Here is a 24,985-nt window from a genome sequence, read left to right on the forward strand (position 1 = left end):
GGTCCGGGGTGACGGAGTGGGTGGGGCGGGGGTCATGCCCGCTCGGGTGCGGTAGCAGGGCGGACCGCCTGCGGCGTCCACAACCGGTCGCTCAGCGCCTCCAGCCAGCGCGCCGCATCCTCGGCGGGCGCGTCAGCGATCATCGCGCGCTGCGCTGCCGGGCGATGGCCGGCGCGCGTCTCGGCGAGCGCCGCGGTCCAGCCGGCCGCCGACGAGGGCAGATGCGGCCGCACGCAGGCGACGCCCGCCGCGGCGAGCGCCTCGGCCTTGCGATGCTGTTCGTCGAAATAGCGCCACTCGGGCACCGCCAGCCACGGCCGCCCCGCGGCGAGGATCTGCTGGCAGGTGGTGTTGCCGGTCGAGGCGATGACGATGTCCGCCGCGGCGATATGGTCGGCGGCATCGTCGACCCAGCCGCGATGCTCGAGATTGGCGGGCTCGGTGGCATGCCAGTCGCGCTGCACCGGGCCGATCGTGATCCAGCGCGCGGCCGGCGTCGCGCGCGCACCGACGCCGAGCGGCGCGGCCGCGAACCCGCCGCCCCCGCCGCCCGCGACGACCAGGATCATCTCCTCGTCGGGCGCGACGCCGATCCGCTGCCGCGCCACCTCGCGCTCGGGGACGCGGGTGTCGACGCCGAGCCCGCCGGCGAAGCACGTCTTGGCGCGCATGCCCGCATCCCATTCGGGCTGGGCGAGCGCGGCGTGGAACGGTGCGAGCAGGCCCGCCGCGCCGTCATAGGCCGCGCGGTGGCCGGGATCGCCGCGATCACCATGCTGGAGGATCTTGACGTGCGGCACCGAGCAGATGCGGGCGAGCTGCGCGATCTCGGCGGAGACGTCGCAGATCATCAGCGCCGGGTCGGCCGCGTCGAACCAGTTCGCCAGCGTCGCCATCGCGCGGCGGATGCCCGGCCAGCCCAATGGCGCGCAATGCAGCGTGTCGGGCGTCGCCACCCAGTCCATCGCTCCCGCCTCGTCGCCGCTCGGCTCGAACAGCGAGGGCAGGCGGACGATCGCGACGTGCGGCGGGAGCGCCGGGAAGATGTCGTCGCGCGCGCAGAACAGCGTCAGCGGCCGGGTCGGCGGCAAGGCGTTGGCGATCGCCGCGCAGCGTTCGGCATGGCCGCGTCCCTGATGATGGACGAAATAGCCGAACGGCCTCACGCCGCCTGCGCCAGCGGCGTGGCGGCGGACGCGACGAGGCCGAGCCGGTCGAGCCCCTCGACGATCCCCGCCGCATGATGCGCGCTCGCCCGGTACAGACCGGCGCGCACGGGCAGATCGGCGAGCTCGTCGCCGGCATTGCCGACGACGATTGCCTGACCGCAGGCGGCGAGCATGTCGGCGTCGTTGCCGCTGTCGCCCGCCGCGATACACTGACCGAGCGACCAGCCGTGGCGTGCGGCATAGAAAGCGATCGCCGCGGCCTTGCCGCCCGCCGGCGCGAGCACGTCGATCAGCTCGCCGTGCGAGAAGATCACCCGCGCGCCGAGCCCCGCCGCAGCGAGCGTGCCGCGGATCGCCGCGGCATCCGCCGCGGTGCCGAAGAAGCTCAGTTTGTGCGGCCCTTCGGTCGCGACCGGCTGCGGCGTCACGCCGAGCGGCGCCAGCGCGCGCACCACCGCGGCGCGATTCCAGCCAGCGTCGAGCGCGCGCGCATAATCGGCGCAGCCGCGCCAGCCGCCGGCACCGTCGGCGAGCAACAGCCGCGTCCCGACATCGACGATATAGGCATCGGGCTCGGGTAGCTGCCAGCGCGCCAGGATCGCCTGCGCCGCCTCGATCCCGCGCCCGGTGGCGACGACGAAGCCGAGCGGCGATGCGCCGCGCCATGCGGCGAAGGCCGCGGCGCCGTCACTGTCGCCGGTCAGCGTATGGTCGATATCGCAGGCGAGCAGCCGCGGCGCGGCGATGTCGCGATAGATCGCGACCGAGGCGGCGGCATAGTCCGTCCAGCAATAGGCGCCGACCCGCGTGCGGCCGGCGTGCGCGAGCGCGGCGTGGCGGACGGGATCGCCGATGATCGCGCGGCAGGCGCGGGCGATGCCGGCATCGTCGCGCGGATCGATCAGCACGCCATGGTGCAGCCGCGCGGCGATCTCGGCGGGGCCGCCGTTGCGCGTCGCCACCACCGGCACGCCCGCCGCGGCCGCCTCGATCAGCGTCAGCCCGAACGGCTCGTGCAACGCCGGATTGACGAACACCCCGCCGCGCGCGGCGCGGTCGTAGAGCGCGGCGACATCGGCCGCGTCATGCCGCGGCGGCAGCGCGATCCGCCCGACGAGCGCCGGGTCCGCCGCGAGGCAATGCAGTTCGGCAAGCACCGCGGCTTCCTCGCCGACGGCATGGTCGTGACGCCCGGCGAGGATGACCAGATTGGCCTGCGCCCGCAGCGCCGGATCGCCGGCATAGGCGCGGACCAGCGCGGCGAGGTTCTTCTTGGCGACCGGCCGCGCCACAGCGAACAGGATCGGCAGCTCGGGCCGGTCGAGCCAGTCGCCGAGCCGGTCGGCGAGCGTGTCGGCATCGTTGGCGCCGGCCGCGTCGCGCTGCGGCACGCCGGGCGGCAGGCAGTGGATCCGCCCCGTCACCGCCACGTCATAGCCGCCGATCTGCCGCTCCGCCTCGTCGCGGGTCGACACCAGGATCGCCGCGGCGCCGGCGATCGCGGCACGCTCGGCGTCGATCCGCGCGTCGAGGCCCTCGCTCTCCAGACCGGCCGCGCGCTTGTCGATGCCGAGCGCGTGCGGCGTATAGGCGAAGGGAATGCCGAACCGCGCGTGCGCGGCGCGCGCGACCGCGGCGGCATCGGCGAAATGCGCATGGATCACGTCGGGCAGTCGCGGCAGCGCCGCCAGATGCACGCAGAATGCCGCGGTGAACGCGGGCAGTTCGGCGTCGAGCGCCTCCTTCTCCAGATAGGCCTCCGACCCGGTGGCGATCCGGTCGATCGTCACCTTGGCGTCGAGCGTCTCGCGCGCGCGCGCATGGCAGGGGTCGAGCCGCGCATCGGCGAACCGGCGGGTGACGATCGAAACCTGGTCGACATCGTCACGCCGCGCCTGCGCCCGCGCCGCCTCGAGCACGTAAGCGATATGCCCACCGGTATCCGCGGTGATCCCATAAGCGACGGGCGGCGACTTCAGACAGCCGCCGAGGGCCAGATGCAGGATGAACAAACGACCCCCAAGTTATTGTAGGTTCGAAACGTTTCCTCACGCATTTTGGTTTCGTCACGATCTGTTCACATAACGCTTGGCGGCGACTCGGCGATGATTCATAGAATCGCGATGCCGATCCGCGCCGAAAACCGCTGGCTCTACCCGATCGACTGGCCGCAGGTGTCGAGTGCCATCCGCTTCGTGCGCGCCGGCGCGCGCTGCGAGCGCTGCCGCCGGCCGCATCGCCGCCATGTCGCGCATCTCGGCGATGGTCGCTGGTGGGACGGCGCCGCGACCGGCTGGCGCGACGGCGACGGCCGCCGCATCGCGATGCGGCGCGGCGCGGTGCCGCTCGCCGGCGTGCGCACCACCTATGTCGTGCTCGCCTGCGCGCATCTCGACCACGATCCCGGCAACAATGCCGCCGGCAATCTCGCCGCTCTGTGCCAGCGCTGCCACATGCTCCACGATGCCGCCGAACATCGCTGGCAACGCTGGTGGAACGCCTTCCGCCGGCGTGCCATCCGCGACCTGTTCGAGGATCCGCCGCTCACCCGCCGGCGGCTGATGCACCCATCGACCCGTCGCGGTGTCGACACGTCGAGGCGTCGACGCATGTAATTCGAGTATACGATTCCTTGTTGCGGGTGATTATCATTATTGATAGTCGCCCGTGATCGTGCGTGACATTGCAGATCTCGATCGCCGGTTGCGTCGTTTCGTCGGCCGGCTGGCGCCGCGCGAGGAAACCGGCGACATCGTTCAGGAAGCCTGGCTGCGCGCGCTCCCCGGCCTGCGCCAGGGCCATGTCCTCGATCCCGCCGCCTATCTGTTCCGCGTCGTGCGCAGCGTCGTCATCGACCGCGGCGCCAGGTACCGCCGCGTCGCGCAGGTGCTGGTCGACGCCGGCGATCGCGTCGAGGAGGTCGCCGACCGCGCCGCCTCGCCCGAGTCGCAGGCGCTGGCCTGCGACCGGCTCGCCCGCATCCGGCGCCTCGCCGACACGTTGCCGCCGCGGGCACGCGAGGCGTTCCTGATGCGCCGCTTCGAGGATCTCGATCAGGCGACGATCGCCGAGCGGATGAACATCAGCCGCGGCATGGTCGAAAAGCATCTGCGCCTCGCGCTCGCCCAGATCGCCCGCACGCTCGACGAACCCGACCCGTGACTGCCGGGACGAGGTCGGGTTTTGCCGCGCCCGGCCGTCTGGTCTTGCAGGGAGCAGGATCGGAAGGACCGGGATCATGACGCGCCAGACGCCACGCGACGCACCACCGGAAGAGGAGGCGGCGCATTGGGTCGTCCGCCTCGACGCGGGGCCGCTGTCGCGCCGCGAGACGCGCGCTTTCGCCGCATGGCTGGCGGCGGACCCGGCGCATGCCGCTGCCTACGACCGGCTCGCGGCGATCCTGCTACCGCCGACGCCCGTGCGCGTGCCGCCGCGCCGGCCGCGTCGCCGCGCCTGCAGCGCGATATGGACGCGACCCCGGCTTGCACTCGCGGCGAGCGCCGCGGTCGCGACGCTCGCCGTTCTGATCCCGGCCGGCGACGCGCTGCGGCTGCGGTGGCAGGCGGATGCGATCACCGGCATCGGCGAGCGCCGGCTGATCCGCCTGCCCGACGGCTCGCAGGCGTGGCTCGCACCGCAGAGCGCGCTGGCGTGGCACATGTACGCCAACCGCCGCGACCTGCGCCTGTTGCGCGGCACCGCCGCCTTCGCGGTCCGCCGCGATCCCGCCCGGCCGTTCGCGGTCGCCAGCGGTGACGGCCAGGCGATCGCCCGCGGCACCGCCTTCATCGTACGGCGCGACGCTGGCGCGACCGAGGTCGACGTCCTCCAGCATCGCGTCGAGGTGCGCACCGGTCGCGGCGGGACGTCGCTGCGCGAAGGCTGGCAGGTGCGCTATACCGCCGACGGCCTGTTGGCGCCCGACCGCCGCTTCGATCGCGATGCCGCCGTCGCGCTGCTCCGCGGCCGGCTGATCGCCGACGACCAGCCGCTCGGCGACGTGATCGCGGCGTTGCAGCCCTATCGCCATGGCCGCATCCTCCTGTCGCCACGTGCAGCGCAGCGCCGCGTCGATGGCGTCTACGATCTCGATCGTCCCGAAGCGGCGCTGGCGCTGATCGCGTCGTCGCTCGGCCTGCGCCGTCTCGATCTCGGCGGGGTGACGATCCTCTACGCCGGCTGATTATTTTGGATGCCGGGTCGGGTATCCCGCCAATCGTTCGTCTTCCGTAACGGTAATGACAATCATTAGCGTTTGGGGGCTTCATGATACGGTTCGGCAGGGTGATCCGCGGCGCGATGGTGCCGGCGATGCTGGCGGCATCGGCGACGATGGCGGTCGGCGTGGCGCGCGCGCAGCAGGCGGCGGAACAGCCGCGCAGCTTCAACGTCGCGGCAGGACCGCTGGCACAGGCGATGCGGCGGTTCGCCGAACAGGCCGATCTGCAATTGTCCTATCCGGCCGAACTCGCCCGCGACAAGCAGACCGCCGGGGTCAGCGGCACGCTGTCGCGTGAGGCGGCGCTGGCCCGGCTGCTCGCCGGCACCGGTCTGCCGGGCGGCTGGAAGGGCGATCGCTGACCCTGCTGCCCGACACCGCGGCACAGGCCGACGGCGACGACGAGCATGTCGCGCTCGCCACGCTCCACGTCGCCGGCGCGGGCGACGATGCGGCCGGCCGCGGCGCCGGCGGCACCCGCCGCGACGAGGCCGACCGGCCGTTCCGCACCGCCGGCTCGTCGGCCTATGTCGCGCGTGCCGCGATCGACCGGATCCCGCCGACCGCGATCGGCGACATCCTCAAGACCGCACCCGGGGTGATCTCGAGCGGCGCCAACATCGGCAACACGCTCGACGTCAACATCCGCGGGCTGCAAGGCGCCAGCCGCGTCGCGATGCTGGTCGACGGGGCGCAATCGGCTAGTTCCGACTATCGCGGCTACACCGGCAGCAACAACCGCCTGTCGATCGACCCCGAACTGATCGGCGGCATCGAGATCGACAAGGGACCGACCGGCGGGCCGGCCGGGGCAGGCTATACCGGAGGCGTGGTCAACATCTCGACCCTGCGGGTCGGCGACCTCGTCCCCCCCGACGAACGTTTCGCGGTGCGGCTGCGCGGCAGTATCGGCAGCAACACCGTGTCGCCGCCCGAGATCGGATCGTCAGGCGGCCGGTTCGGCGACAAGGACGAGGATTTCCATCCGCGGTTCCGCGACGGCGACTGGCCGGCGCTCCGCAACCATTTCGGCAGCGTCGCGCTCGGCGCCCGCTTCGCCCGCGTCGATCTCGTCGCCGCGGTGTCGCGACGCGACCAGGGCAATTACTTCGCCGGCCGCCAGGGTGGCGAGCCGGTCGGCGAATATGACCGCGGCGAGGAGGTGCTCAACACCAGCCAGCACACCACCTCCGGCCTGCTCAAGGCGACGTGGCACTTCGCGCCGGAGCACAGCCTGGAACTCGGCTATATCCGTTACGACAGCCGCTACGGTGAGTCCTGGGAAAGCGAGCTGTTCTGGGCGCAGGGCAAGAACCAGAAGCCCGAACAATTCGCCAGGACCGATACCTATACCGCGAAATACGGGTTCAAGCCGGCAGGGCAGTCGCTGATCGATCTGACCGTGCAGGGCGCGGTGGTCGACAAGGTCGAGAGCAGCATCGCGTCCGACGCGCCGTTCCACACCCGCAACACCGGCGCGTCGCTGGTCAATCGATCGGTGGCGGAATTGCCCGGCGACGCGGTGCTGACCAGCAGCAACGGCGTTTCGCTCGCGCTGGAGAAGGCGCGCGACGACATGCAGGAACCGGCCATGCTGCTCAACGCCAACGGCGAGCGGCAGATCACCAGTCTGTTCACCGACAACCGCATCGACGTCGCCGACTGGCTGACGCTCAACGGCAGCGCCCGCTACGTATATTATCGTCTGCGCCGCGATCTTGCCGACGACGATCCGCGCAGCACCAAGGAGTTGCGGGCGGTGTCCAAGATCGGCAGCGGCAGCGGCACGACGGTCTCCGGCGGCATCACGCTGTCGCCGTTCCGGGGCATCGGCGTCTACGCCTCCTATGCCGAGGGCTATCGCCCGGTCAGCCTGCGCGAATGGACGATGGCGATGGCCTGGACCTATCTGGTGCCCAACCCCAATCTCCGCCCCGAGCGCACGCACAACATCGAATTCGGCGTCAACGTGTTGCGCGACGGTCTGCTCTTCGCCGGCGATCGGCTCCGGCTGAAGGTGTCGCGGTTCGACAACCACAATCAGGACTATGTCATCCGCCGCCAGTGCAACCAGAAGCGATATTGCACCGAGGGCGGCTACAAATGGTGGCGCACGCCGTACAACATCGATCACGCCGACTTCCGCGGCTATGAGGTGAGCGGCAGCTACGACATCGGCCGCCTGTTCGCCGAGGGCGCCTATACGCGCTACGATCACGTCGAATATTGCATGACGCAGGATCAGTGCGACGAGACGCCGTTCGTCTCCGACTACCAGCGCGTCTATGTCCCGCCGAGCTATTCGGGCAGCGGCACGCTCGGCGTGCGCCTGTTCGATCGCGCGCTGACCCTCGGCGCTCGGGTGAACGTCTTCGGTGCCCGCGTCACCACCGAGGCGGCGCAGACCTTCAACAACGAGACGATCTGGGGCGGCTTCGTCCAGTTCCAGCCCTGGGCGGCGACCCGGCTCGACCTCAGCGCCGAGAATATCGGCGATCGCTTCTATTATGACGTCATGTCGACCACCTGGGTGCCCGCCTCCGGCCGGACGGTGCGGCTGACGCTTACCCAGCGGTTGTGAGCCGCGCAGCAGACCGACGGGCGCCGTTACGATGCCCGTCCCGGTCGCGGTATTGCGCGTGACGATCGCCGGCCCGTCCGGCGGCTATCGCGGCTGCCCGCGGTGCCGGTGGGCGGGACGTCTCTGTACGGCAGCGATGCTGGTCGTCGCGATCGCGGCGGCCGGCGTCCACCTGCACGACACCGTCGTGCCGGCTCCGCCCCCGCCATCGCTGATGCTGTTCGACATTGACGCCGCCCCACCGGCCTCTCCCCCGGTCCCGGTGCAGCCGCACGTCGCAAGACGGGTGACGCCGCAGCATCCGGCGAGCGTGCCGGTGCCGCCCCCCGTGCCCACGCCGTTGCAGGCGCCGGTGCCGATCGTCCGCAGCCTGCCCGCGTCGGCCGCCGCCAGCGCGCCGACACCGCCTGCGCCCGCCCTGCCGCATCCCGCGCCCCCTCCCGCCGCACCGCTGACCCCCGATGCACCGCCCGCCATCGCCCCGGCCGGAGCGAGCGAGACGAGCTGGGAAGGGCAGGTGCTGGCGCGGCTGGCGAAGCGAAAGGCCTATCCCGAAGCGGCCCGCAGCGCCGGGATCGAGGGCACCGCGCTGGTCCGCTTCACCGTCACCCGCAACGGCGGCCTGCTCGGCGTGGCGCTGGTCGCGTCGTCCGGCTCGGCGCTGCTCGATCATGCCGCGACCGCCGCGGTCGCCTATGCCGTACCGTTCCCGCCGATCCCGCCGACGCGCGCCGAGCGCATCGAACTGACCGTGCCGGTCAGCTTCTCGCTGTCGGCGCTGCGCGAGCGCTAGCCTAGAGGAACCGCTGGCCGGCGTGATCGCGGAACAGCTCGGCATTGCGCACGTAATCGGACAGGACCTGCACCGATTTGTGGCGGCTGACCTCCTGCAGCTTGAAGATCGTCGCCCCCTGCGCCGCGCCCTCGGTCAGGAAGCCGGCGCGCAGCGAATGACCGGCGAATTGCGTCGGGTCATAGCCCGCCGCGGCGGCATGCTGCTGGACCAGCCGGGCGATCGCCCGATCGGACATCGCGTCCCCGGTCAGCGCATCGCTGCGCGACAGCCGGCGAAACAGGGGGCCGGAATCATGCCCTGCCGCGGCCATCCAGGCGAGCAGCAGCGCCTTGGGGCGGATCCGCGAGCCCTCCGGAATGGCGATCACCGCACCGGCACCGGTCCGGTCGGTCTTCGAGCGCGCAATGGTCAGCCGCAGTCCCTCAGGGACCAGCCCGACATGCTCGACGCCGAGCGCGACGATCTCCGAACGGCGCAGCGCCGCGGCCATGCCCACCGCCAGGATCGCGCGATCGCGCACCGCCCGGAGCCCGTCGCCTTCGATCCCCGCGAGCATGTTGCGCAGCGCCGCGGCATCGGCGGGCTGCTTGCGGCGCTTCGCCCCACCATGTTCGGCGCGGATGCCGGCGAGCACTTCCGCCAGCCGCCCGGCGGTGGGCAGGGCGGTCGGCGCGGGGTGACCGCCGGCGCGGTGGTAATGACCGATCGCCGCGATCCGCCGCCCGATCGTCGCCGGGTTGAGCCCGCCGACCGCCTGATCGCTCGCGAACACCGCCACCACCTCGGGCGTCGCCGGCAATGCGACGAGCTGATGCGCCGCACACCAGGCGGTGAAGATCGCCCAATCCGATTCATACGCGCGCCGCGTCGCCCCGGCGCGGGCGGCGCGGGCATAAGCGGCGGCCTGCTCGATCTTGTCATTGAGGATCGCGGGAAGCGCGGGTTGCTCGGGCGCAAATGTGGGGAGCGTCAGCGCGGCGGGATCGCTCGGGGGCGCGGTAGGGCGGCGGGGGGGAGCCATAATATGGCTGTGCCATGGCGGATCAGTGAGCGCCAGCGCTGTGTCCGAGAATCACGGTTATCGGACACAGCTGTGTTGGGCGAGCACCACATGGCGCCTCTTTTTACGCCTCAACACCTCCGGCAAACCCGACCTGACGGCACCTCGTTCCTTATACAAATTTGCAAATGAAAAGTGGCTGATATAGGCGCTTCGTCAGAGGAGCGTGTGGTGCGCGTTCGACGCAGTTCAGCTCGAACCAGAGAGAGCGTATCCGGTGATTAAAATCTGGAACCGTATCGACCACGGGGCTATCGCTCTGCTGAGAGCGGTTATCGGCTTGAACCGGGCTACCAAAGTCGGCGCCCTCGTAACCCTCGACGCCATCTTATGCATAGCCGCGGTGTGGATTGCCTTTTCGCTGCGCATAGGTGAGTGGATATTGTGGAGTCCCGCAATATCGAAAGTAATGGCACTCAGCCTGTCACTATGGCTTCCAATATTCTTTTGGCGTGGAATTTACAATTCTATCGTGCGGTTCATTGGAACCCGCACGATGGTTGGCATCGCGACATCATGCATTTTAATGGGGGTTGGCCTCAGTGTTATGTTGGCGATTGGTGCATTTCCTGGAGTCCCGCGCACCGTAGCTTTCATACAACCCATGGTGTTTGCCGTGCTGCTGATCTTCAGCAGACTTATGGCTCGCTATGTGCTCCTGGATCTCCTTAATCAGCGCAGCTCTCCTGGGCGCCGGCAAGGCGTGCTGATCTACGGGGCGGGGTCGGCAGGACGTCAACTCGCCTTGTCAATGCGCCATGAACCTAACATGGTGCTCCGTGGATATATCGACGACGATACAAGACTGATCGGCAAGCACCTCGACGGCGTCTCAGTTCATGGCAGCGATCAAGTCGCCCAGCTCGTCGAGCGACTGGAAGTGAGCACGATATTGCTCGCACTGCCGCGCATATCCCGCCAGCGGCGCGAGCGGATTGTGCGCAAGTTCGAGAATATCAGCGTCAGGGTCCTGACGCTGCCCGCGATGGGTGATTTATTGAGCGGGTCGGTATCCATCGGCGATCTACGCGCGATCGAGATCACCGACCTTCTTGGCCGCGATCCCGTACCTCCGAACGAGTTGCTGCTACATCGAACAATCCGCGGTTTTACCGTGATGGTCACTGGAGCAGGAGGCTCGATCGGTAGCGAGCTATGCCGTCAAATCATTCGACTGGATCCCACGCGCCTCATCCTCGTCGAGATGACCGAACACGCGCTCTATTCCATCGAAGGTGAGTTGCGGGAGGCGCAGGAAGCCCAAGGCTACCGCGGCAGGCCCGCGATCCATGCGGAATTGGGCAATATCGCTGATGTCGACACGGTACGACGACTATTCGACCGCTGGAAACCCGATACCGTTTTCCATGCCGCAGCCTACAAGCACGTTCCACTAGTCGAGGAGAACGTCATCGCGGGTATGCGCAACAACATCAGTGGCACGCTGAATTGCGCATTGGAAGCGGATCGCACAGCCGTGCAGCATTTTATCTTAGTTAGTACAGATAAGGCCGTACGGCCAACCAATGTCATGGGCGCAAGCAAGCGTGTTTGCGAACTGATCCTGCAGGCCTTGGCCGCGCAGGGAAGCAAGACCAAATTCGCCATGGTTCGCTTCGGCAACGTGCTTGGATCGAGCGGGTCGGTCGTCCCTCGCTTCCAGCAACAGATTCAGAAGGGAGGTCCAGTTACGCTCACACATCGCGACGTCACGCGGTACTTCATGACCATACCGGAGGCTGCGCAGCTAGTTATTCAGGCAGGCGGCATGGCCGAAGGCGGCGAGGTCTATGTTCTAAATATGGGCGACCCCATCTTCATCTATGACTTGGCGCGAACTATAATCCACCTGTCCGGCCTGACCGTTCGCGATCCCTCGAACCCCGATGGCGACATCGAGATTTGCGAGGTTGGGCTCCGCAAGGGTGAGAAGTTGTATGAGGAATTATTGATCGGCAACTCCCCATCCCCCACACAGCACTCCCGAATCATGCAAGCACGTGAGAATTTTATTGATTGGAGAACCTTGGCTATTCATCTCAATGATCTCCACCGGGTTCTGACCAAGGGAGATCGCATTGCCTCGCTTGAAATCCTATCGACTATCGTACCCGAATATGTTGGCGCGCAGTCGATCCGTCGATCGACAGCCGCCTAACTTATCCCTGCCAGCAGTTCCGCTGGCGTCGAAACATGGCTAGAGCCTCCGTCATGAGATCCCGTCAGCGTTCAAGCCAAGGCGGCCACCTTGGGCTTCCCGCCATTCTTTTGGCAGCGTTTCTCATCGTTCTTTGGCTGGCGGGCGGGGCATCACGTGCGGACGTTCTGGGGCAAGTCCTCGTGCGTGGAGCAGCTTGGGGGCTCTTGATCCTTGCGGCACTTTTCAGCCCGCGGCCTCAGGTTCGTGAAGCGGGCGCCGTCGCATACCTGGTCCTAGCCGCAGTACTCTTGCCGACGTTGCAACTCGTTCCGCTACCTCCCGCGATCTGGGAAAGCCTGTCTGGCCGTACCGTCTTCATGCAGGCGGTCGAAGGAACACAACCTTGGCGACCATGGTCGATCGTTCCTGGCGCGACGTGGAACGCGCTGGGATCTTTAATAGTGCCGGTCGCCGCTTTGGTGTTCGTTACCACGTTACGCGAGCGCGAACGTCGCTGGCTGCCCGACATGATTTTGGCCTTGATCACAGTGTCAACGTTGCTCGGCTTGTTGCAATTCTCTGGTGTAAGATTCAACAATCCCTTCATCAACGAAGGCGTCGGGGCGGTGAATGGTACCTTCGCTAACCGAAACCATTTCGCGCTATTCTTGGCGATCGGCTGCATCCTCGTGCCGGTCTGGGCCTTCCAAGGCAGTCGCCATCGAATACGCCGCATTCCGATCGCGTTAGGACTGTTGCTGCTGTTCATCCTCGTGATCCTGGCGAGCGGATCACGCGCCGGCCTAGGACTCGGCGTCCTGGCCGTTGGACTTGGGCTCGCCATCGTGTGGAAAGACATGCACCAGATGCTGCGCGGTGCGCCACGATGGACATTGCCGGCGATCATCCTCGGCATAGTGACCGTTATCTCGATATTCGTTTTAGTCAGCGTGGTCGCCGGTCGCGCTCAGTCGATCACCCGAGTGCTATCTGTCGATCCGTCAGCCGATATGCGAAGCCGAGCCCTGCCGACAATCATGACGATGATCGAAACCTACTTCCCGTGGGGCAGCGGATTTGGTGGGTTCGATCCAATATTCCGGATGCACGAGCCATTTAATCTTTTGAAACTCACCTTCTTTAATCACGCACATAACGACTTCCTTGAAGTGGTTCTCGAAGGCGGTATTTTCGGCGCGGCGTTGTTGCTGGGCGCGCTGATATGGTGGGGAATGGCCAGCTTGCGAGCCATTCGATCCGGTGATCGCTTGCAGCGCCTCGGCACAGGAATCCTCCTGCTGGTGATCATAGCTAGCGGTTTCGACTATCCCGCCCGGACCCCTCTGATCATGGCGATATGCATTATCGCCGCTTGGTGGCTGAATGGAGCAGCGTCATACCGCCATACGCCAGCTTTACCCGCCGACAGGTAGCACTTATAGGCGATCGTCCTTCCCCCCACGCAGGTCTGTTCTAGCGCATGCGCAAGTTTTGTATTGCCTTAATGGCCATCAGCGCCGTTGCCGGATGCAGCCGTACGCCCCCGCCGCAGTCAACCGCCTCACTGACGGTGATACCGGACAGCAAGGGCCTGCCACCTCCCGGTCGTGGTGACCTGACGGCTGCCGATCGGCCCGCGTTAATCGGTCCTCTCGATACCATCGTCGTCGACGTGTTCAACGTCGAGGACCTCAGCCGCGAGATGCAGGTCGATGCGAGCGGCCGGATCGCCATGCCCTTGGCCGGCACGATCGATGCACGTGGCCGTACCGCAGAGGAACTGGCCAAGGCGATTGAGGCGGCGCTTCGCAGCCATTACGTGCGCAACCCGAGCGTGACCGTTAATATCAGGAACTCGGTCAGTCAGGTCGTTACGATCGACGGTCAAGTCGTCGAGCCTGGCCTTTATCCAGTGACAAACCAGATGACGCTGATGCGGGTTATCGCTTCGGCGAAGGGCCTGTCCGAATACGCGCGCCAAGAGGACGTTGTGATTTTACGCACCGTTAATGACCATCGCATGGCGGGCCTGTACAATGTAGGTGCAATCCGACAGGGTACATACGACGATCCGCCGGTATATGCGAACGACGTCATCATCGTTGGTGACTCGCCCCAGCGCCGTCTGTTCCGTGACATCGTTTCGGTATCTCCAATTCTAGCCGCGCCGTTGATCGCGATCTTGCAGTAAGGCCGACCATACTCATGAACCTCGTGACATCTTCTTTGCGTGGCAAAACCATAGATGGCACTCCGCGACCGACCTGGGCGGCGCCTGCGGAGGAGAAGACCGACCTGCGGCATTATTTGCGCATTGCGATGCGGTGGCGCTATGTCATCGCCGGGACAGTCGCTTTATGCGTCCTGCTGGGCTTAGTTGTCACGTTGATGATGACGCCCAAGTATACCGCCACTGCGACGGTCGAAATCTCGCGTGAGTCTAATCAAATTACAAATATCCAAAGTGTTGAGCGGGAAGCCGGTGTAGCCGACCAAGAGTTTTACCAGACCCAATATGGCCTCCTGCGATCGCGCAGCCTCTCGGAACGCGTGGCGACCCAGCTTCGTTTGGTCGACGATGCAAAATTCTTTGAGATGTTCGGGGTATCAGGAGAAAACCCGGCGTTCCAGCAGACGAACGGTCGCTATCCCGCGTCTGGTAGGGCGACCCGCCAGCGGATCGCGGGCGAGATCCTACGCAGAAATTTGGACATCGATCCGACGCGCTTGTCGCGGCTGGTGGACATTCATTTCGTCAGCCCCAATCCAGAATTGTCGGCGCGCGTTGCCAACGCTTGGGCTGAAAATTTCATCCAGACGAACTTACAGCGCAAGGTACAGGCCACGTCTTATGGCCGGGACATGCTGCAGCGGCAGTTGGCGCAACTCAAGGAACGCCTTGATCAGTCGCAGCGGCAGTTGGTAGCCTATGCGTCGGCGGAGAAAATCATCAATCTCCCGGCTCAGTCAAATGACGGCCGGCAGACATCGGAACGATCGATCGTGGCCGACGATTTGGCGGCGCTCAACGGCGCGCTCGCGCAAGCCACGGCAGACCGGATCCAGGCTGAAGCTCGCTACGAGCAGATCGGGCGCAATGGCGCCTCGACAGAGGCGTTGCGAAATCAAGCGATCAGTTCGCTGCGTCAAAAGCGTGCCGAACTTGCCGCAAAGTATCAAGAGTTGATGACTCAGTTCGAGCCAGGCTATCCTGCTGCAAAAGCGGTCAAATCGCAGGTGGATCAGATTGATGCCAGTATCGCTCGAGAAGAGACCCGTGTCCTTGGCTCGTTCCAGACCGATTATCGCCAGGCAGCAGGGCGCGAGCGGGCGCTTCAATCGAAGGTTGATCAGCTTAAGAGTAGCTATCTCGATCTGCGCCGGCGCAGCATCCAATATAATATCTATCAGCAAGAGGTAGATACGAACCGTGCCCTCTACGATGGCCTGCTGCAGCGCTTCAAGGAGATCGGCGTGGCCGGCGGGGTTGGCGTCAACAATATCGCCATTGTTGACATGGCGGATGTCCCGCAGAGGCCTTCCAGTCCCCGCTTGTTGCTAAATCTGGCCATCGCTCTCGCAGCCGGACTGGCACTCGGCGCACTATTGGCACTGGCGCTGGAACAGATCGACGAAGCCATCGCTGATCCGGAAGAGATCGAACGCCGCCTCGGCGTACCTCTGCTCGGGTCGGTACCCAAATTGCATCGTGGGACGCCTAAGGAGGCGTTGCTCGACCGCAAGTCTGAACTGGTCGATGCCTATCTGGCAGTCCAGACCAACCTTGGTTTCACGACGGCGCACGGTGTCCCGCGGTCTCTTGCAGTTACCTCAACCCGCCCCGCGGAAGGCAAGTCGACTACGGCCTTGGCTTTGGCAACAATGCTCGCCCGTACGCAGCGAACGGTCATCCTGGTCGATGGTGACATGCGGTCGCCATCGGTACATCACCTAGGCGGCGTGAGCCACGATCGGGGGCTGAGCAATTTCCTATCCGGTCAGGACGAGATCGACCCGCTCATTTTCATCATGAGCGATCTAGGCTTTGCCGCGATGTCGGCAGGGCCAATCCCTCCCAACGCCGCGGAACTGCTGACGGGCGACCGGTTGGATAAGCTGATAACGCTGCTGCTCGAGCGCTATGATTATGTCATCATCGACTCTCCGCCCGTAATGGGACTTGCCGATGCTCCGCTCATCGCCAACCGCGTCGAAGGGACTATCTACACCGTAGAGTCGCATGGCATCCGATCCAGCTTGGTAAAGACTGCTTTGAACCGGCTCGCCGCGGCAAATGCCAGCATTGTGGGCGGCGTGCTGACCAAATTCAAAGCCCGCAAATCAAATTACGGCTTCGGCTATGAGTATGGCTATAATTATGGCCGTGATAGCCAGGATATGGCGAAGACGGACCGCTGATGAATCGAGCAAAGCGCCGGTTACATCGCTCTCCCAGCGAGTGGGCCATGCGAAGTCTGGCCGCGCTGCTGATCGCAGTGCTCGGCTATGGTTTTGTGACGTACAGCCTTGCTGGTTCGCTACGTAGTTCGGCTCCCGATCGGGCTTATGCCCTATCATCGACCGACGGTCGCACCGCTGCGCTGCTTTCTGCCCAAATGATCGGCACAGATCGCGCTCGCGCCGTCGCCTTGGCGAACCTAGCTCTGCATCGCGATCCGACCGCCGTTCCAGCGGTAACGACGCTTGGGCTGGCTGCGCAATTGAACGGTAATACGGCCAAAGCCCAACAGCACTTTCGCTACGCAACGACTTTGTCGCGCCGCAATTTGCAGGCGCAACTGTGGATGATCGAAGACTCGATCACGCGGCAGGATATCGCGGGTGCCCTGCGTCATTACGATATCGCCCTTCGGACTTCAGCGCCCGCTCCCGAATTGCTCTACCCCGTGCTGGCCAGCGCGCTCTCGGCGCCGGAAGTTCGCACGGCTCTTGCCCGCACGCTGCTTACCCGGCCTGCGTGGGCACCAAATTTCATCGGTTATGCCGCCGGAAATGCGCCTGATCCGCGCGCCGCGGCATCCCTGTTCGTTGCCCTTCAACGCCACGGCATGATCGTGCCGCAGAATGTTCACGCCGTCACACTCGACCGGTTGCTCAGCCAGGATCTTTTGGAGGAGGCCTGGCGCTATTATGCGGCGGTACGACCGGGGTCCAGTCGTCATCGGTCCCGTGATCCGCAGTTTGGCATGCTATTGACCGAACCGTCGGTCTTTGACTGGGTGCCAGTGACCACGGGGGGAATCACCGCCGCCATTCAGCAAAACGGAAGTGGTGGAATCTTTGTCTTCGCGGCGCCCCCCAGCGTAGGTGGAACGGCATTGCGACAATATCAAATGCTGCCACCCGGTGATTACGGTATGACCGGTCGCAGTATAGATATTCAGCCAACTGGTGTGCCGATGCCCTACTGGATGTTAAGCTGCCGTAACGAGCGTGAACTTGGTCGGGTTGCCCTCACATCATCGAGCCAAGCAAACGGCCATTTTTCCGGCCGTTTGCGGGTTCCGGCGGATTGTCCCGTTCAGATATTGTCACTGATCATCCCGCCTTCCGATGCGGTCCAAGGTATTTCCGGGCAGATCAGCGAAGCGATCCTGCGGCCGATACGCTGACAATGGCAGGCATTTCATATCGCATGCTCGGCGGAGTGATCCTGCTGATCCTGTTCGCGGCCCCCGTGGCGGCGCAGGAAGACACGCAGTCGGTCAAAACCCAACTTGATACCGGACTGCGCCCTAGCAATCCATCCGGGCTGCAAACCAACCCGATGGTGAATCCGATCAACGTCACGCCGATGAAGCGTCTCGATACGCGCCTGTCCAATCGTGTCCAATCGCGGATCAACAGTCGTATCGAACATGTTCGGGGGTCTCGTGCCAAGGCGCCGACACAAAGGGGGCGTTAGGATGCGGCCTTCAGGCTTGTGCCGCCTTACCGATCTTTATCCTGATAAGGGCTGTTGCTCCCGCGTTTCGCCAATGGCGTAACGGCGGCCTGCAAGTGCGGTCACACTGGACGACGATCACTGGTCAGCCTAGGAACGGCACCTTCAGCAAGGCGTGCTTCAATCGTGTCTAATTCGTCTTCTGCCGCTCATAGCGGCATCGCCGCACGTATCTTCGACGTAGCGACACATGTGCCCGAGCGCATATTGTCAAACGAGGAACTCGCGGCTGATTTCCCGGATTGGCCTGCCGGGAAAATCTTGGAAAAGACCGGTATCCGTGAACGTCGGATCGCCGCACCTGATGAAACAGCACTCGACCTCGCCACCGCTGCGTGCACGTCGTTGTTCGAACGCAGACCCGATCTGCGTATGCGTGTCGACTTCATCATCCTGTGCACACAGGCTCCCGACCATGTCCTGCCGACCTCCGCCTGCCTCCTCCAGGATCGGCTGGGGATGCGCACTGGTATCGGCGCACTGGATATAAACCTTGGCTGCTCCGGCTTCGTCTATGGCCTGTCGGTCGCTGCGGGGCTCATAGCGACCGGCAGCGCACGAACGGTGCTGCTCGCCACGGCCGATACCTATTCCAAATACATCAATTCGCGCGACAAGAGTGTACGCACCCTGTTCGGTGACGGTGCGGCAGCGACGATCGTCACCAGCGACGACATCGGCAGCGCTTCGATTGGACCGTTTGTCTTCGGCACCGACGGTGCGGGCGCTGACCGGTTAATCGTCCCCGCCGGCGGTTTCCGTCTTCCTCGCAGTGCTGATACGGTAATTGAAAGCGAGGATCGCTCCGGTAACGTGCGCAGCGCCGAGAACCTGTTCATGGATGGCGGTGCGGTCCTCAACTTCACGCTCCGTGAGGTCCCACGCACTTTCCGCAGCCTGCTTGATCGCGGGGGTCTTGCGCCCACCGAGCTGTCAGCGGTTATCCTACATCAGGCGAACAAGTTCCTGCTGGATGCGCTGCAGAAAAAGCTTGGCCTCGACGATGCTATCGTGCCGCGTCGCTACGAACTAATCGGTAACACCGTATCCTCGACGATACCCTTTGTGCTCGAACAGGAACTCGCAGCCGGCCGCATAACCACCGGATCGCGCGTCGCACTGATCGGCTTTGGTGTTGGCTTGTCATGGGCCGGGGCGCTAGTGGGCTTTTGATCAAACAAGAGATGAGATGACGATGTCGGAATTCTACGAAGGCATGGCCGAAATCCTAGACGTGGACGTGTCTGAGATCGGCCCAGATTTTGAATTGGGTGATGCCTGGGACTCGCTTGCGATCGTCTCGACGATCGCCCTGATCGACGAGATTCACGACCGCTCGGTCAGCCCCGATGCGCTAGTCCAGTGCAAGACGGTGGGCGAGGTCGAAGCGCTCGCGAACGCAGCGGAGTGACCATGGCGCCGGGGCGCTCCATTTCTGTCACAGGCAGCCGCATTGCCGGCGTCGTGTCCTGTTTACCCGAGCATGTCGTTGACAACACGTCTTTCCGTGAGCGGTTCGGCGACAAGGCCAACGACATCGAAAAAATGACAGGTGTGCGCGAGCGACGCTGGACGGACGCGGATACAACCACCGCCGATCTGTGCCAACGGGCAGCGGAAACGCTTCTGGAGCGGTTGGGTTGGGAGCGTGACAGCGTCGACGCGCTGTTCTTCGTGACGCAGACACCCGACTATCGTCTGCCGGCGACCGCCTGCGCGCTGCAGGGTCGGCTGGGCCTGAACCGTCAGACCCTGGCATTCGACGTCAATCTGGGATGCTCGGGCTATCCCTATGGCTTATGGCTGGCGATGACGACAGCGGCCTCCGGCGCCGCCAGGCGCGTCATGCTGTTGGTCGGAGATACCATTACCAAGACCGTCGATAGCGAGGATCGCAGCACTGCCATGCTGTTCGGCGACGCCGGAACTGCAACCGCGATTGAGGCGAATGCAGACGGCGCGGCCCACTTCATCCTCGGCACCGACGGGACGGGCGAGCACCAACTCATCATTTCCGAAGGAGCCTTTCGTTCTGCCCCGGTGCCGGCAGATGATATAGCAGGCCCCAAAGCGGACGCGCTGTACATGGACGGTGGTGCCATCTTCAATTTCACGCTGGCCACGGTTCCGCCGCTGGTTACTGCGACGCTCGATCGGGACGGGGGCGCCGATGGCTTCGACGCCTTTCTCTTTCATCAAGCCAATGCATTCATGCTGAAGCACCTCGCAAAAAAGTCCAGGCTGCCCGCCGACAAGGTACCGATGAATATCGACCGGTTCGGCAATACGAGCAGCGCGACAATCCCACTGCTGATGACCACTGACCTGGCCACCCGTCTCCGCGTCGGACCAGTGCGGCTCGGGATGTTCGGCTTCGGCGTCGGTTTTTCCTGGGGGTCTGTGGATATTACCGTCGGTCCGCTCGCCTGCGTCGAAACAATCGACTACCGGTAACTCATGGCGCACGAGGCTCTTGATCACGCCTCCGCACGCTTGTGGGCGGAAAATTGGCACCTGCTTGCACACCGCTCCGAGCTGGCGGCGTCGCGCAATTTCGTGCGTTTCGACATTTTGGGACGCGAAGTGGTATTATACCACGACGGTACATCCGTCATCGCGTTCGATAATCGGTGCCCGCATCGCGGCGCGCGCATTTTTGATGGCGATACCGGGTGTGAACGATTTCTGTGCCGCTATCATGGTTGGTCCTATGCAAAAGGACGTATGTTCGTTGCGGACAAGGCATCCCTTGCCCATTGCTCGATAGATCAGATCGCGCTCAACACCCTCCACCTCGCGTGGATGGGCGATTTTGTATTTGTAGCACAGACGCCCGCACAACCTTTGGAAGACCAGTTGGCAGGGCTCGGACCCATGCTTGAGGATATCTCGCACGGGATTGGCCAGCGTTGGGACTTCAACCGCTATCTCTACGAGGCCGACTGGCGGATAGCATTGGAAAATGCTCTTGAACCTTATCATGTCGGGCCGATCCATCCCAACACGCTGAACACGTTAAACCTTCAGCCTGGTGAGAACCGCTATTACGGACGTAATTCGGTATGGTCGGCGCCGCTGGGTGACGAGCGGATGGTGCGGCGAATGCGGTCGCTGTCGCGCTTGTTCGATCTACCGCACCAATTTGAAGGTTACGAAAGCCTGTATCTCTTTCCCTTCACCATGATCTCCTCGACCTTTGGTTTTTCGCAATCGGTGCAGCATTTTTTACCGGCGACGACTCCGGAGCGCACCCATTTTACCAGTCGCCTATTCACCGGTCGGCTAAGGCCTGCGATCAAGCCCGAACTCGTCACCTCGTTCATGGAATCGTCGGCGACGATGAACCGGGCGGTCTTTAACGAGGACCATGATATCTGCAAACGGGTCGCACGCGACACATGGTCTATGGACCCGCCGCGCTTCTGGTCGGCCTCTGAAGAAAAACTTCTTCATTTCCGCGAAAGCTATCGGGCGGCGATTTCAGGCGGTTGAGCCTGCCGCAGCGTCTTGGCGGGCGCTGCGAATACCGATCGCCCCGCTGGCACAGAGCGATAAACCACCGAACCTGCGCCGATCGTAGCGCCTGCTCCGACCTTCACCCTCGGCAACAGCTTGGCCCCCGTGCCGATCATTACGGCCTCCTCTACCCGTACTCCGCCCGTCAGATCGACATGCGCACTGAGCGTCGAATAGCGACCGACCGATACGTCGTGCCCAATGCTGGTCAGTACGTTGACACTAACCAGTTCACCGACGTGCACATCGGCCGATACCAATGACAACGGGCACAGGATCACGCCATACCCAAGTATCGCCGACCCAGCTACTACTGCCGTCGGATGTATCAGCGTCGTAAAACGCCCCCCCCGGGCGTCCAGAAGAGCCGCCACCCGGTCCTTGATCCGTGGGGTACCAATTGCCATCAACAGCTGATCCCCCGAGTGTGGGACGAAATCTGCAATACTGCCGAGCAGACCGACGCTGTAAGCGAAACCGTTCATCGCGGCCGAATCGTCATCGATCAATCCGGCGAGCGGCGGTACCCTGCCAGCGACATGGGCATCGTTCGCCCAGCTGATCAGCTCGCGACCGAACCCGCCCGCTCCAACGATGATCGTCCGGCCCTTTTCCATCATATCCACTCCTATTACGAGCGGCGCTATAAGGAGCCCCCCAATGCCCTGGCAATCGCCAAGCGGGGCTCCGACGGAGATGCAGGCAATGACCATATACACGTCGGATGTACTGAGTGGCCGCCACCTCCTTGTGACAGGCGCATCGTCGGGTCTCGGCCGTGCTGCGGCGCTTGCTTTTGCCGAAGCCGGCGCCCGCCTCACACTGATGGGACGCGATACAGGACGCCTAGACGAAACACGCGCGCGACTGGCCGGCGAGCGCCATGCCGCCGTCGCTACTGCCTTCAACGATCTCGAGGCGACCGCTGAGGCGGTTAAGGCTATTGTGAGTGAGCACGGCACTCTCGATGGCGTCTTTCATGCCGCCGGGACGGAACTCGTCCGGCCGATGCGCATGTTCAAAAACAACAATGCTGCAGAGCTGTTCGGAGCCGCCCTTTACGGCTCGCTTGGTATAGCTCGGGCAGCAGCATCGCGAGGTGTGCTCTCAGACGGCGCGTCGCTGGTAATCATGTCTTCGGTCGCGGGTCTCCGCGGCACCGCCGGCATGGTCGGCTACTCGGCGGCCAAAGCCGCTGTCGATGGCGTGGTCCGCAGCCTTGCCTGCGAGCTTGCCCCGCGCCGAATTCGGGTTAACAGCATTGCCGCCGGCGCTGTCGAAACCGAGATGCATACCCGCCTTGCCAAAACATTGGGCGAGAGTGCGATTGATCAATATGAACGCCGCCACCTGCTTGGCTTTGGTCGCCCCGCTGACATTACCAATGCTGCTATGTTTTTGCTCAGTAGTGCCTCGACGTGGATTACTGGTACAACGCTGATGGTCGATGGAGGCTATACCGCTCAATAGCGGGATCGACAACGAAGGTATCTCAATCTGTAACGGTGCCTTCTCAAAAAAGCGCCACAGCGTTCCGAATTTTTTTCCCTCACACCTGTCATGTTTCTAAATAATGGTAACCAACTTTAACTATTACCATTTCAACACGCCCGCCACCTCACCTGTTCTGCAGTATGCTTATAGGAAAATTTGCGTGAAACGTGTATTCGATCTGGCGATCGCACTAATTGTCGTAATCTTGCTTGCAATTCCGATTGTATTGATTGCGCTATTCGTCCGATTTAAGCTCGGCTCGCCCGTATTGTTTAAGCAACAACGACCTGGCCTCCACGGTCGCCCATTCCACATGATCAAGTTCCGGACGATGGTAGGTACACGGGACACAGCCGGGGCCTTGCTACCTGACGCCGATCGCCTGCCGCCGTTCGGTGCTTGGCTGCGAGCATCAAGCCTTGACGAACTGCCTGGGCTTTTCAATGTTTTGAAGGGCGACATGAGCCTAGTCGGCCCCCGCCCCCTGCTAATGCAATACGTCCCCCTGTATACGCCTCTCCAGTCACGCCGTCACGAAGTGCGCCCTGGCATTACTGGATGGGCACAAGTCAACGGACGGAACACGCTGGATTGGGAAAAGAAATTCGAACACGACATTTGGTATGTCGATCATCAGAGCTTCTGGCTCGATATTAAAATCCTGTTGCTTACCGCAAAGAAGGTGCTGAAACGCGATGGGATCAACGCAGCCGGCGAGGCGACGATGCCAGCCTTTCTTGGCAGTGAGATCGACGAGCGCCCCCGTCCAAAATAGGCAATCCCGCGCGCCGAGGTGGCGAGCTAACCATAGAGTCAGCTTGCCGTCGCCGCCTTTAATACCTGCGCGATCGTTTCGCAGATCCGGTCCACTTCCTCATCGGTCAAAGTTGGATGGGTGAGGAACATCAGGCTCGTCTCACCCAGCTCCCGGGCATTGTGAAGCCGTTCCGCAGGACGCCACCCCGTGCCGTCGAAAGCCTTTTCAAGATACACTTCAGGGCAACTGCCCTGAAAGAGCGGCACGCCGGCCGCCGTTACTTCGGCAACGATCCTATCGCGATGCCAGCCTGACTTCAGCCTCTCCAGTCGAACATAGGCGTAAAACCGATAGAAAGCGTGTGTCATACCTGCGTCAGGCAGCGGAGTGCGTATCACATCTTCGAAGTCCGCAAGCATGGCATGAAACCGCATGGCGATAGCAGTACGGCGACGCGTCCAATCAGCCATGCGACGAAGCTGCAATCGACCGATAACTGCCTGTAATTCCAGCATTCGCCAGTTGGTGCCGAAATCATCATGCACCCATCGAAATCCCGGCGGATGCTGCAGATCATAGACCGCAGCCCAGCTTTTGCCGTGATCCTTATAAGACCACATCGCCGACCAGAGGGCTTCGTCATCAGTGGTTACCATACCGCCTTCGCCGCCAGTCGTCATGATCTTGTCTTGGCAGAATGACCAAGCACCGACGTCACCGATCGATCCCACCGCACGGCCGTCAATCTTGGCACCATGAGCTTGCGCGCAATCCTCGATGACGCGAATGCCACGCGGCCTTGCCACCTCTACAATACCATCCATATCAGCTGGCCACCCGCCGAGATGAACCGGAATAATGGCACGGGTACGAGGTGAGAGGACAGCCGCAATGCTGGCCGGAAAAATGTTGCCGCTGTCAAGATCCACATCGGCAAAGACCGGTATGGCGCCAGCGTTCACGACCGTGGAAATGGAGGCGATGAATGTGCGGGGGGTCACAATCACCTCGTCGCCCGGACCAATCTTCAAGCCCTTCAAAGCCAGATCCAGCGCGACGGTGCCGTTTGCTACCGCAATCGCCCGCGATGTGCCGGTCCACTGAGCGAATTCACGCTCAAATTCGCGCCCCTCCTCACCGGTCCAATAGTTTACCCGATTAGAGGCGAGTACCCGCGCGACAGCCTCCTGCTCTTCCTGGTCGAAAGAAGGCCATGGGCTAAAAGGGCCATTGAGCATCGTGAAGGGTCTCGTTTGCGGTATGCGCCGCTCATTAGCCGACCCAA

23 protein-coding genes are annotated in these 24,985 nt (G+C 63.6%); 18 read left to right on the forward strand and 5 right to left on the reverse strand.

The features are described 5' to 3' along the window. Window positions 1-32 precede the first annotated feature (32 nt). Window positions 33-1,166 carry a glycosyltransferase gene (locus AC07U4_RS21510; protein WP_495196998.1) on the reverse strand — a complete coding sequence of 378 codons (1,134 nt, stop codon included), beginning with the start codon at window positions 1,164-1,166 and terminating at the stop codon, window positions 33-35. Continuing rightward, window positions 1,163-3,181, reverse strand: a complete 2,019-nt coding sequence (locus tag AC07U4_RS21515) for an HAD family hydrolase (protein WP_495196999.1) — start codon at window positions 3,179-3,181, stop codon at window positions 1,163-1,165. The genes AC07U4_RS21510 and AC07U4_RS21515 overlap by 4 nt, the downstream gene beginning before the upstream one ends. A gap of 93 nt (window positions 3,182-3,274) precedes the next feature. Between AC07U4_RS21515 and AC07U4_RS21520 the strand changes: the two genes are divergently transcribed. The 6 genes from AC07U4_RS21520 to AC07U4_RS21545 all read left to right on the forward strand — a co-directional run bounded on the left by AC07U4_RS21520 (window position 3,275) and on the right by AC07U4_RS21545 (window position 8,765). Then, a complete protein-coding gene (locus AC07U4_RS21520; RefSeq protein WP_495197000.1) occupies window positions 3,275-3,784 on the forward strand; it encodes a hypothetical protein in 510 nt (169 codons plus the stop codon). 52 nt (window positions 3,785-3,836) lie between these two features. Beyond that, on the forward strand, window positions 3,837-4,331 hold the full coding sequence (locus AC07U4_RS21525) for an RNA polymerase sigma factor (protein ID WP_495197001.1): 495 nt from the start codon (window positions 3,837-3,839) through the stop codon (window positions 4,329-4,331). Window positions 4,332-4,407: 76 nt separating this feature from the next. Next, complete coding sequence (locus AC07U4_RS21530; protein ID WP_495197002.1) at window positions 4,408-5,355, forward strand: FecR family protein; 948 nt, start codon at window positions 4,408-4,410, stop codon at window positions 5,353-5,355. Window positions 5,356-5,438: 83 nt separating this feature from the next. Further along, window positions 5,439-5,753, forward strand: coding sequence for an STN domain-containing protein (locus tag AC07U4_RS21535; RefSeq protein ID WP_495197003.1), 315 nt, complete (start codon window positions 5,439-5,441; stop codon window positions 5,751-5,753). A 5-nt stretch (window positions 5,754-5,758) separates the two neighbouring features. Then, a complete protein-coding gene (locus tag AC07U4_RS21540) occupies window positions 5,759-7,972 on the forward strand; it encodes a TonB-dependent receptor domain-containing protein (RefSeq protein ID WP_495197029.1) in 2,214 nt (737 codons plus the stop codon). A gap of 31 nt (window positions 7,973-8,003) precedes the next feature. Beyond that, on the forward strand, window positions 8,004-8,765 hold the full coding sequence (locus AC07U4_RS21545; protein ID WP_495197004.1) for an energy transducer TonB family protein: 762 nt from the start codon (window positions 8,004-8,006) through the stop codon (window positions 8,763-8,765). A 1-nt stretch (window position 8,766) separates the two neighbouring features. Here the strand turns inward: AC07U4_RS21545 and AC07U4_RS21550 are convergent, their stop codons facing one another. After that, window positions 8,767-9,789: a site-specific integrase gene (locus AC07U4_RS21550; protein WP_495197005.1), complete on the reverse strand. Its 1,023-nt coding sequence runs from the start codon at window positions 9,787-9,789 to the stop codon at window positions 8,767-8,769. Window positions 9,790-10,324: 535 nt separating this feature from the next. Between AC07U4_RS21550 and AC07U4_RS21555 the strand changes: the two genes are divergently transcribed. The 10 genes from AC07U4_RS21555 to AC07U4_RS21600 all read left to right on the forward strand — a co-directional run bounded on the left by AC07U4_RS21555 (window position 10,325) and on the right by AC07U4_RS21600 (window position 21,425). Further along, the gene (locus AC07U4_RS21555) at window positions 10,325-11,986 is read left to right on the forward strand and encodes a polysaccharide biosynthesis protein (protein ID WP_495197006.1); all 1,662 of its coding nucleotides are present in this window, start codon (window positions 10,325-10,327) and stop codon (window positions 11,984-11,986) included. 53 nt (window positions 11,987-12,039) lie between these two features. After that, complete coding sequence (locus tag AC07U4_RS21560; protein ID WP_495197007.1) at window positions 12,040-13,401, forward strand: O-antigen ligase family protein; 1,362 nt, start codon at window positions 12,040-12,042, stop codon at window positions 13,399-13,401. A gap of 71 nt (window positions 13,402-13,472) precedes the next feature. Further along, window positions 13,473-14,159 (forward strand): polysaccharide biosynthesis/export family protein, encoded by a 687-nt coding sequence (locus AC07U4_RS21565; protein ID WP_495197008.1) that lies wholly within the window; start codon window positions 13,473-13,475, stop codon window positions 14,157-14,159. Window positions 14,160-14,173: 14 nt separating this feature from the next. Continuing rightward, window positions 14,174-16,387 (forward strand): GumC family protein, encoded by a 2,214-nt coding sequence (locus AC07U4_RS21570; RefSeq protein ID WP_495197009.1) that lies wholly within the window; start codon window positions 14,174-14,176, stop codon window positions 16,385-16,387. Window positions 16,388-16,434: 47 nt separating this feature from the next. After that, window positions 16,435-17,601, forward strand: coding sequence for a tetratricopeptide repeat protein (locus AC07U4_RS21575; RefSeq protein ID WP_495197010.1), 1,167 nt, complete (start codon window positions 16,435-16,437; stop codon window positions 17,599-17,601). A 2-nt stretch (window positions 17,602-17,603) separates the two neighbouring features. Further along, window positions 17,604-17,894, forward strand: coding sequence for a hypothetical protein (locus AC07U4_RS21580; protein WP_137899200.1), 291 nt, complete (start codon window positions 17,604-17,606; stop codon window positions 17,892-17,894). A gap of 165 nt (window positions 17,895-18,059) precedes the next feature. Then, window positions 18,060-19,106: a 3-oxoacyl-ACP synthase III family protein gene (locus AC07U4_RS21585; protein WP_212742984.1), complete on the forward strand. Its 1,047-nt coding sequence runs from the start codon at window positions 18,060-18,062 to the stop codon at window positions 19,104-19,106. A 22-nt stretch (window positions 19,107-19,128) separates the two neighbouring features. Further along, on the forward strand, window positions 19,129-19,344 hold the full coding sequence (locus tag AC07U4_RS21590) for an acyl carrier protein (RefSeq protein ID WP_137899201.1): 216 nt from the start codon (window positions 19,129-19,131) through the stop codon (window positions 19,342-19,344). A 2-nt stretch (window positions 19,345-19,346) separates the two neighbouring features. Continuing rightward, window positions 19,347-20,387: a ketoacyl-ACP synthase III gene (locus AC07U4_RS21595; protein ID WP_495197011.1), complete on the forward strand. Its 1,041-nt coding sequence runs from the start codon at window positions 19,347-19,349 to the stop codon at window positions 20,385-20,387. Window positions 20,388-20,390: 3 nt separating this feature from the next. Then, entirely contained in the window at window positions 20,391-21,425 is a 1,035-nt protein-coding gene (locus tag AC07U4_RS21600) for an aromatic ring-hydroxylating oxygenase subunit alpha (RefSeq protein WP_495197012.1), read from the forward strand. Here AC07U4_RS21600 and AC07U4_RS21605 read toward each other — a convergent pair. Next, the gene (locus AC07U4_RS21605) at window positions 21,398-22,069 is read right to left on the reverse strand and encodes an acetyltransferase (protein ID WP_495197013.1); all 672 of its coding nucleotides are present in this window, start codon (window positions 22,067-22,069) and stop codon (window positions 21,398-21,400) included. The two genes, AC07U4_RS21600 and AC07U4_RS21605, sit on opposite strands and share 28 nt — an antisense overlap. 85 nt (window positions 22,070-22,154) lie before the next feature. Between AC07U4_RS21605 and AC07U4_RS21610 the strand changes: the two genes are divergently transcribed. Then, the gene (locus AC07U4_RS21610; RefSeq protein ID WP_495197014.1) at window positions 22,155-22,919 is read left to right on the forward strand and encodes an SDR family NAD(P)-dependent oxidoreductase; all 765 of its coding nucleotides are present in this window, start codon (window positions 22,155-22,157) and stop codon (window positions 22,917-22,919) included. 184 nt (window positions 22,920-23,103) lie between these two features. Further along, on the forward strand, window positions 23,104-23,718 hold the full coding sequence (locus AC07U4_RS21615; protein ID WP_495197015.1) for a sugar transferase: 615 nt from the start codon (window positions 23,104-23,106) through the stop codon (window positions 23,716-23,718). Window positions 23,719-23,756: 38 nt separating this feature from the next. Here the strand turns inward: AC07U4_RS21615 and AC07U4_RS21620 are convergent, their stop codons facing one another. Continuing rightward, complete coding sequence (locus AC07U4_RS21620; protein ID WP_495197016.1) at window positions 23,757-24,938, reverse strand: DegT/DnrJ/EryC1/StrS family aminotransferase; 1,182 nt, start codon at window positions 24,936-24,938, stop codon at window positions 23,757-23,759. Window positions 24,939-24,985: the final 47 nt, after the last annotated feature.

It is taken from the genome of Sphingomonas sp. GW821-FHT02B09 (genome assembly GCF_059421875.1).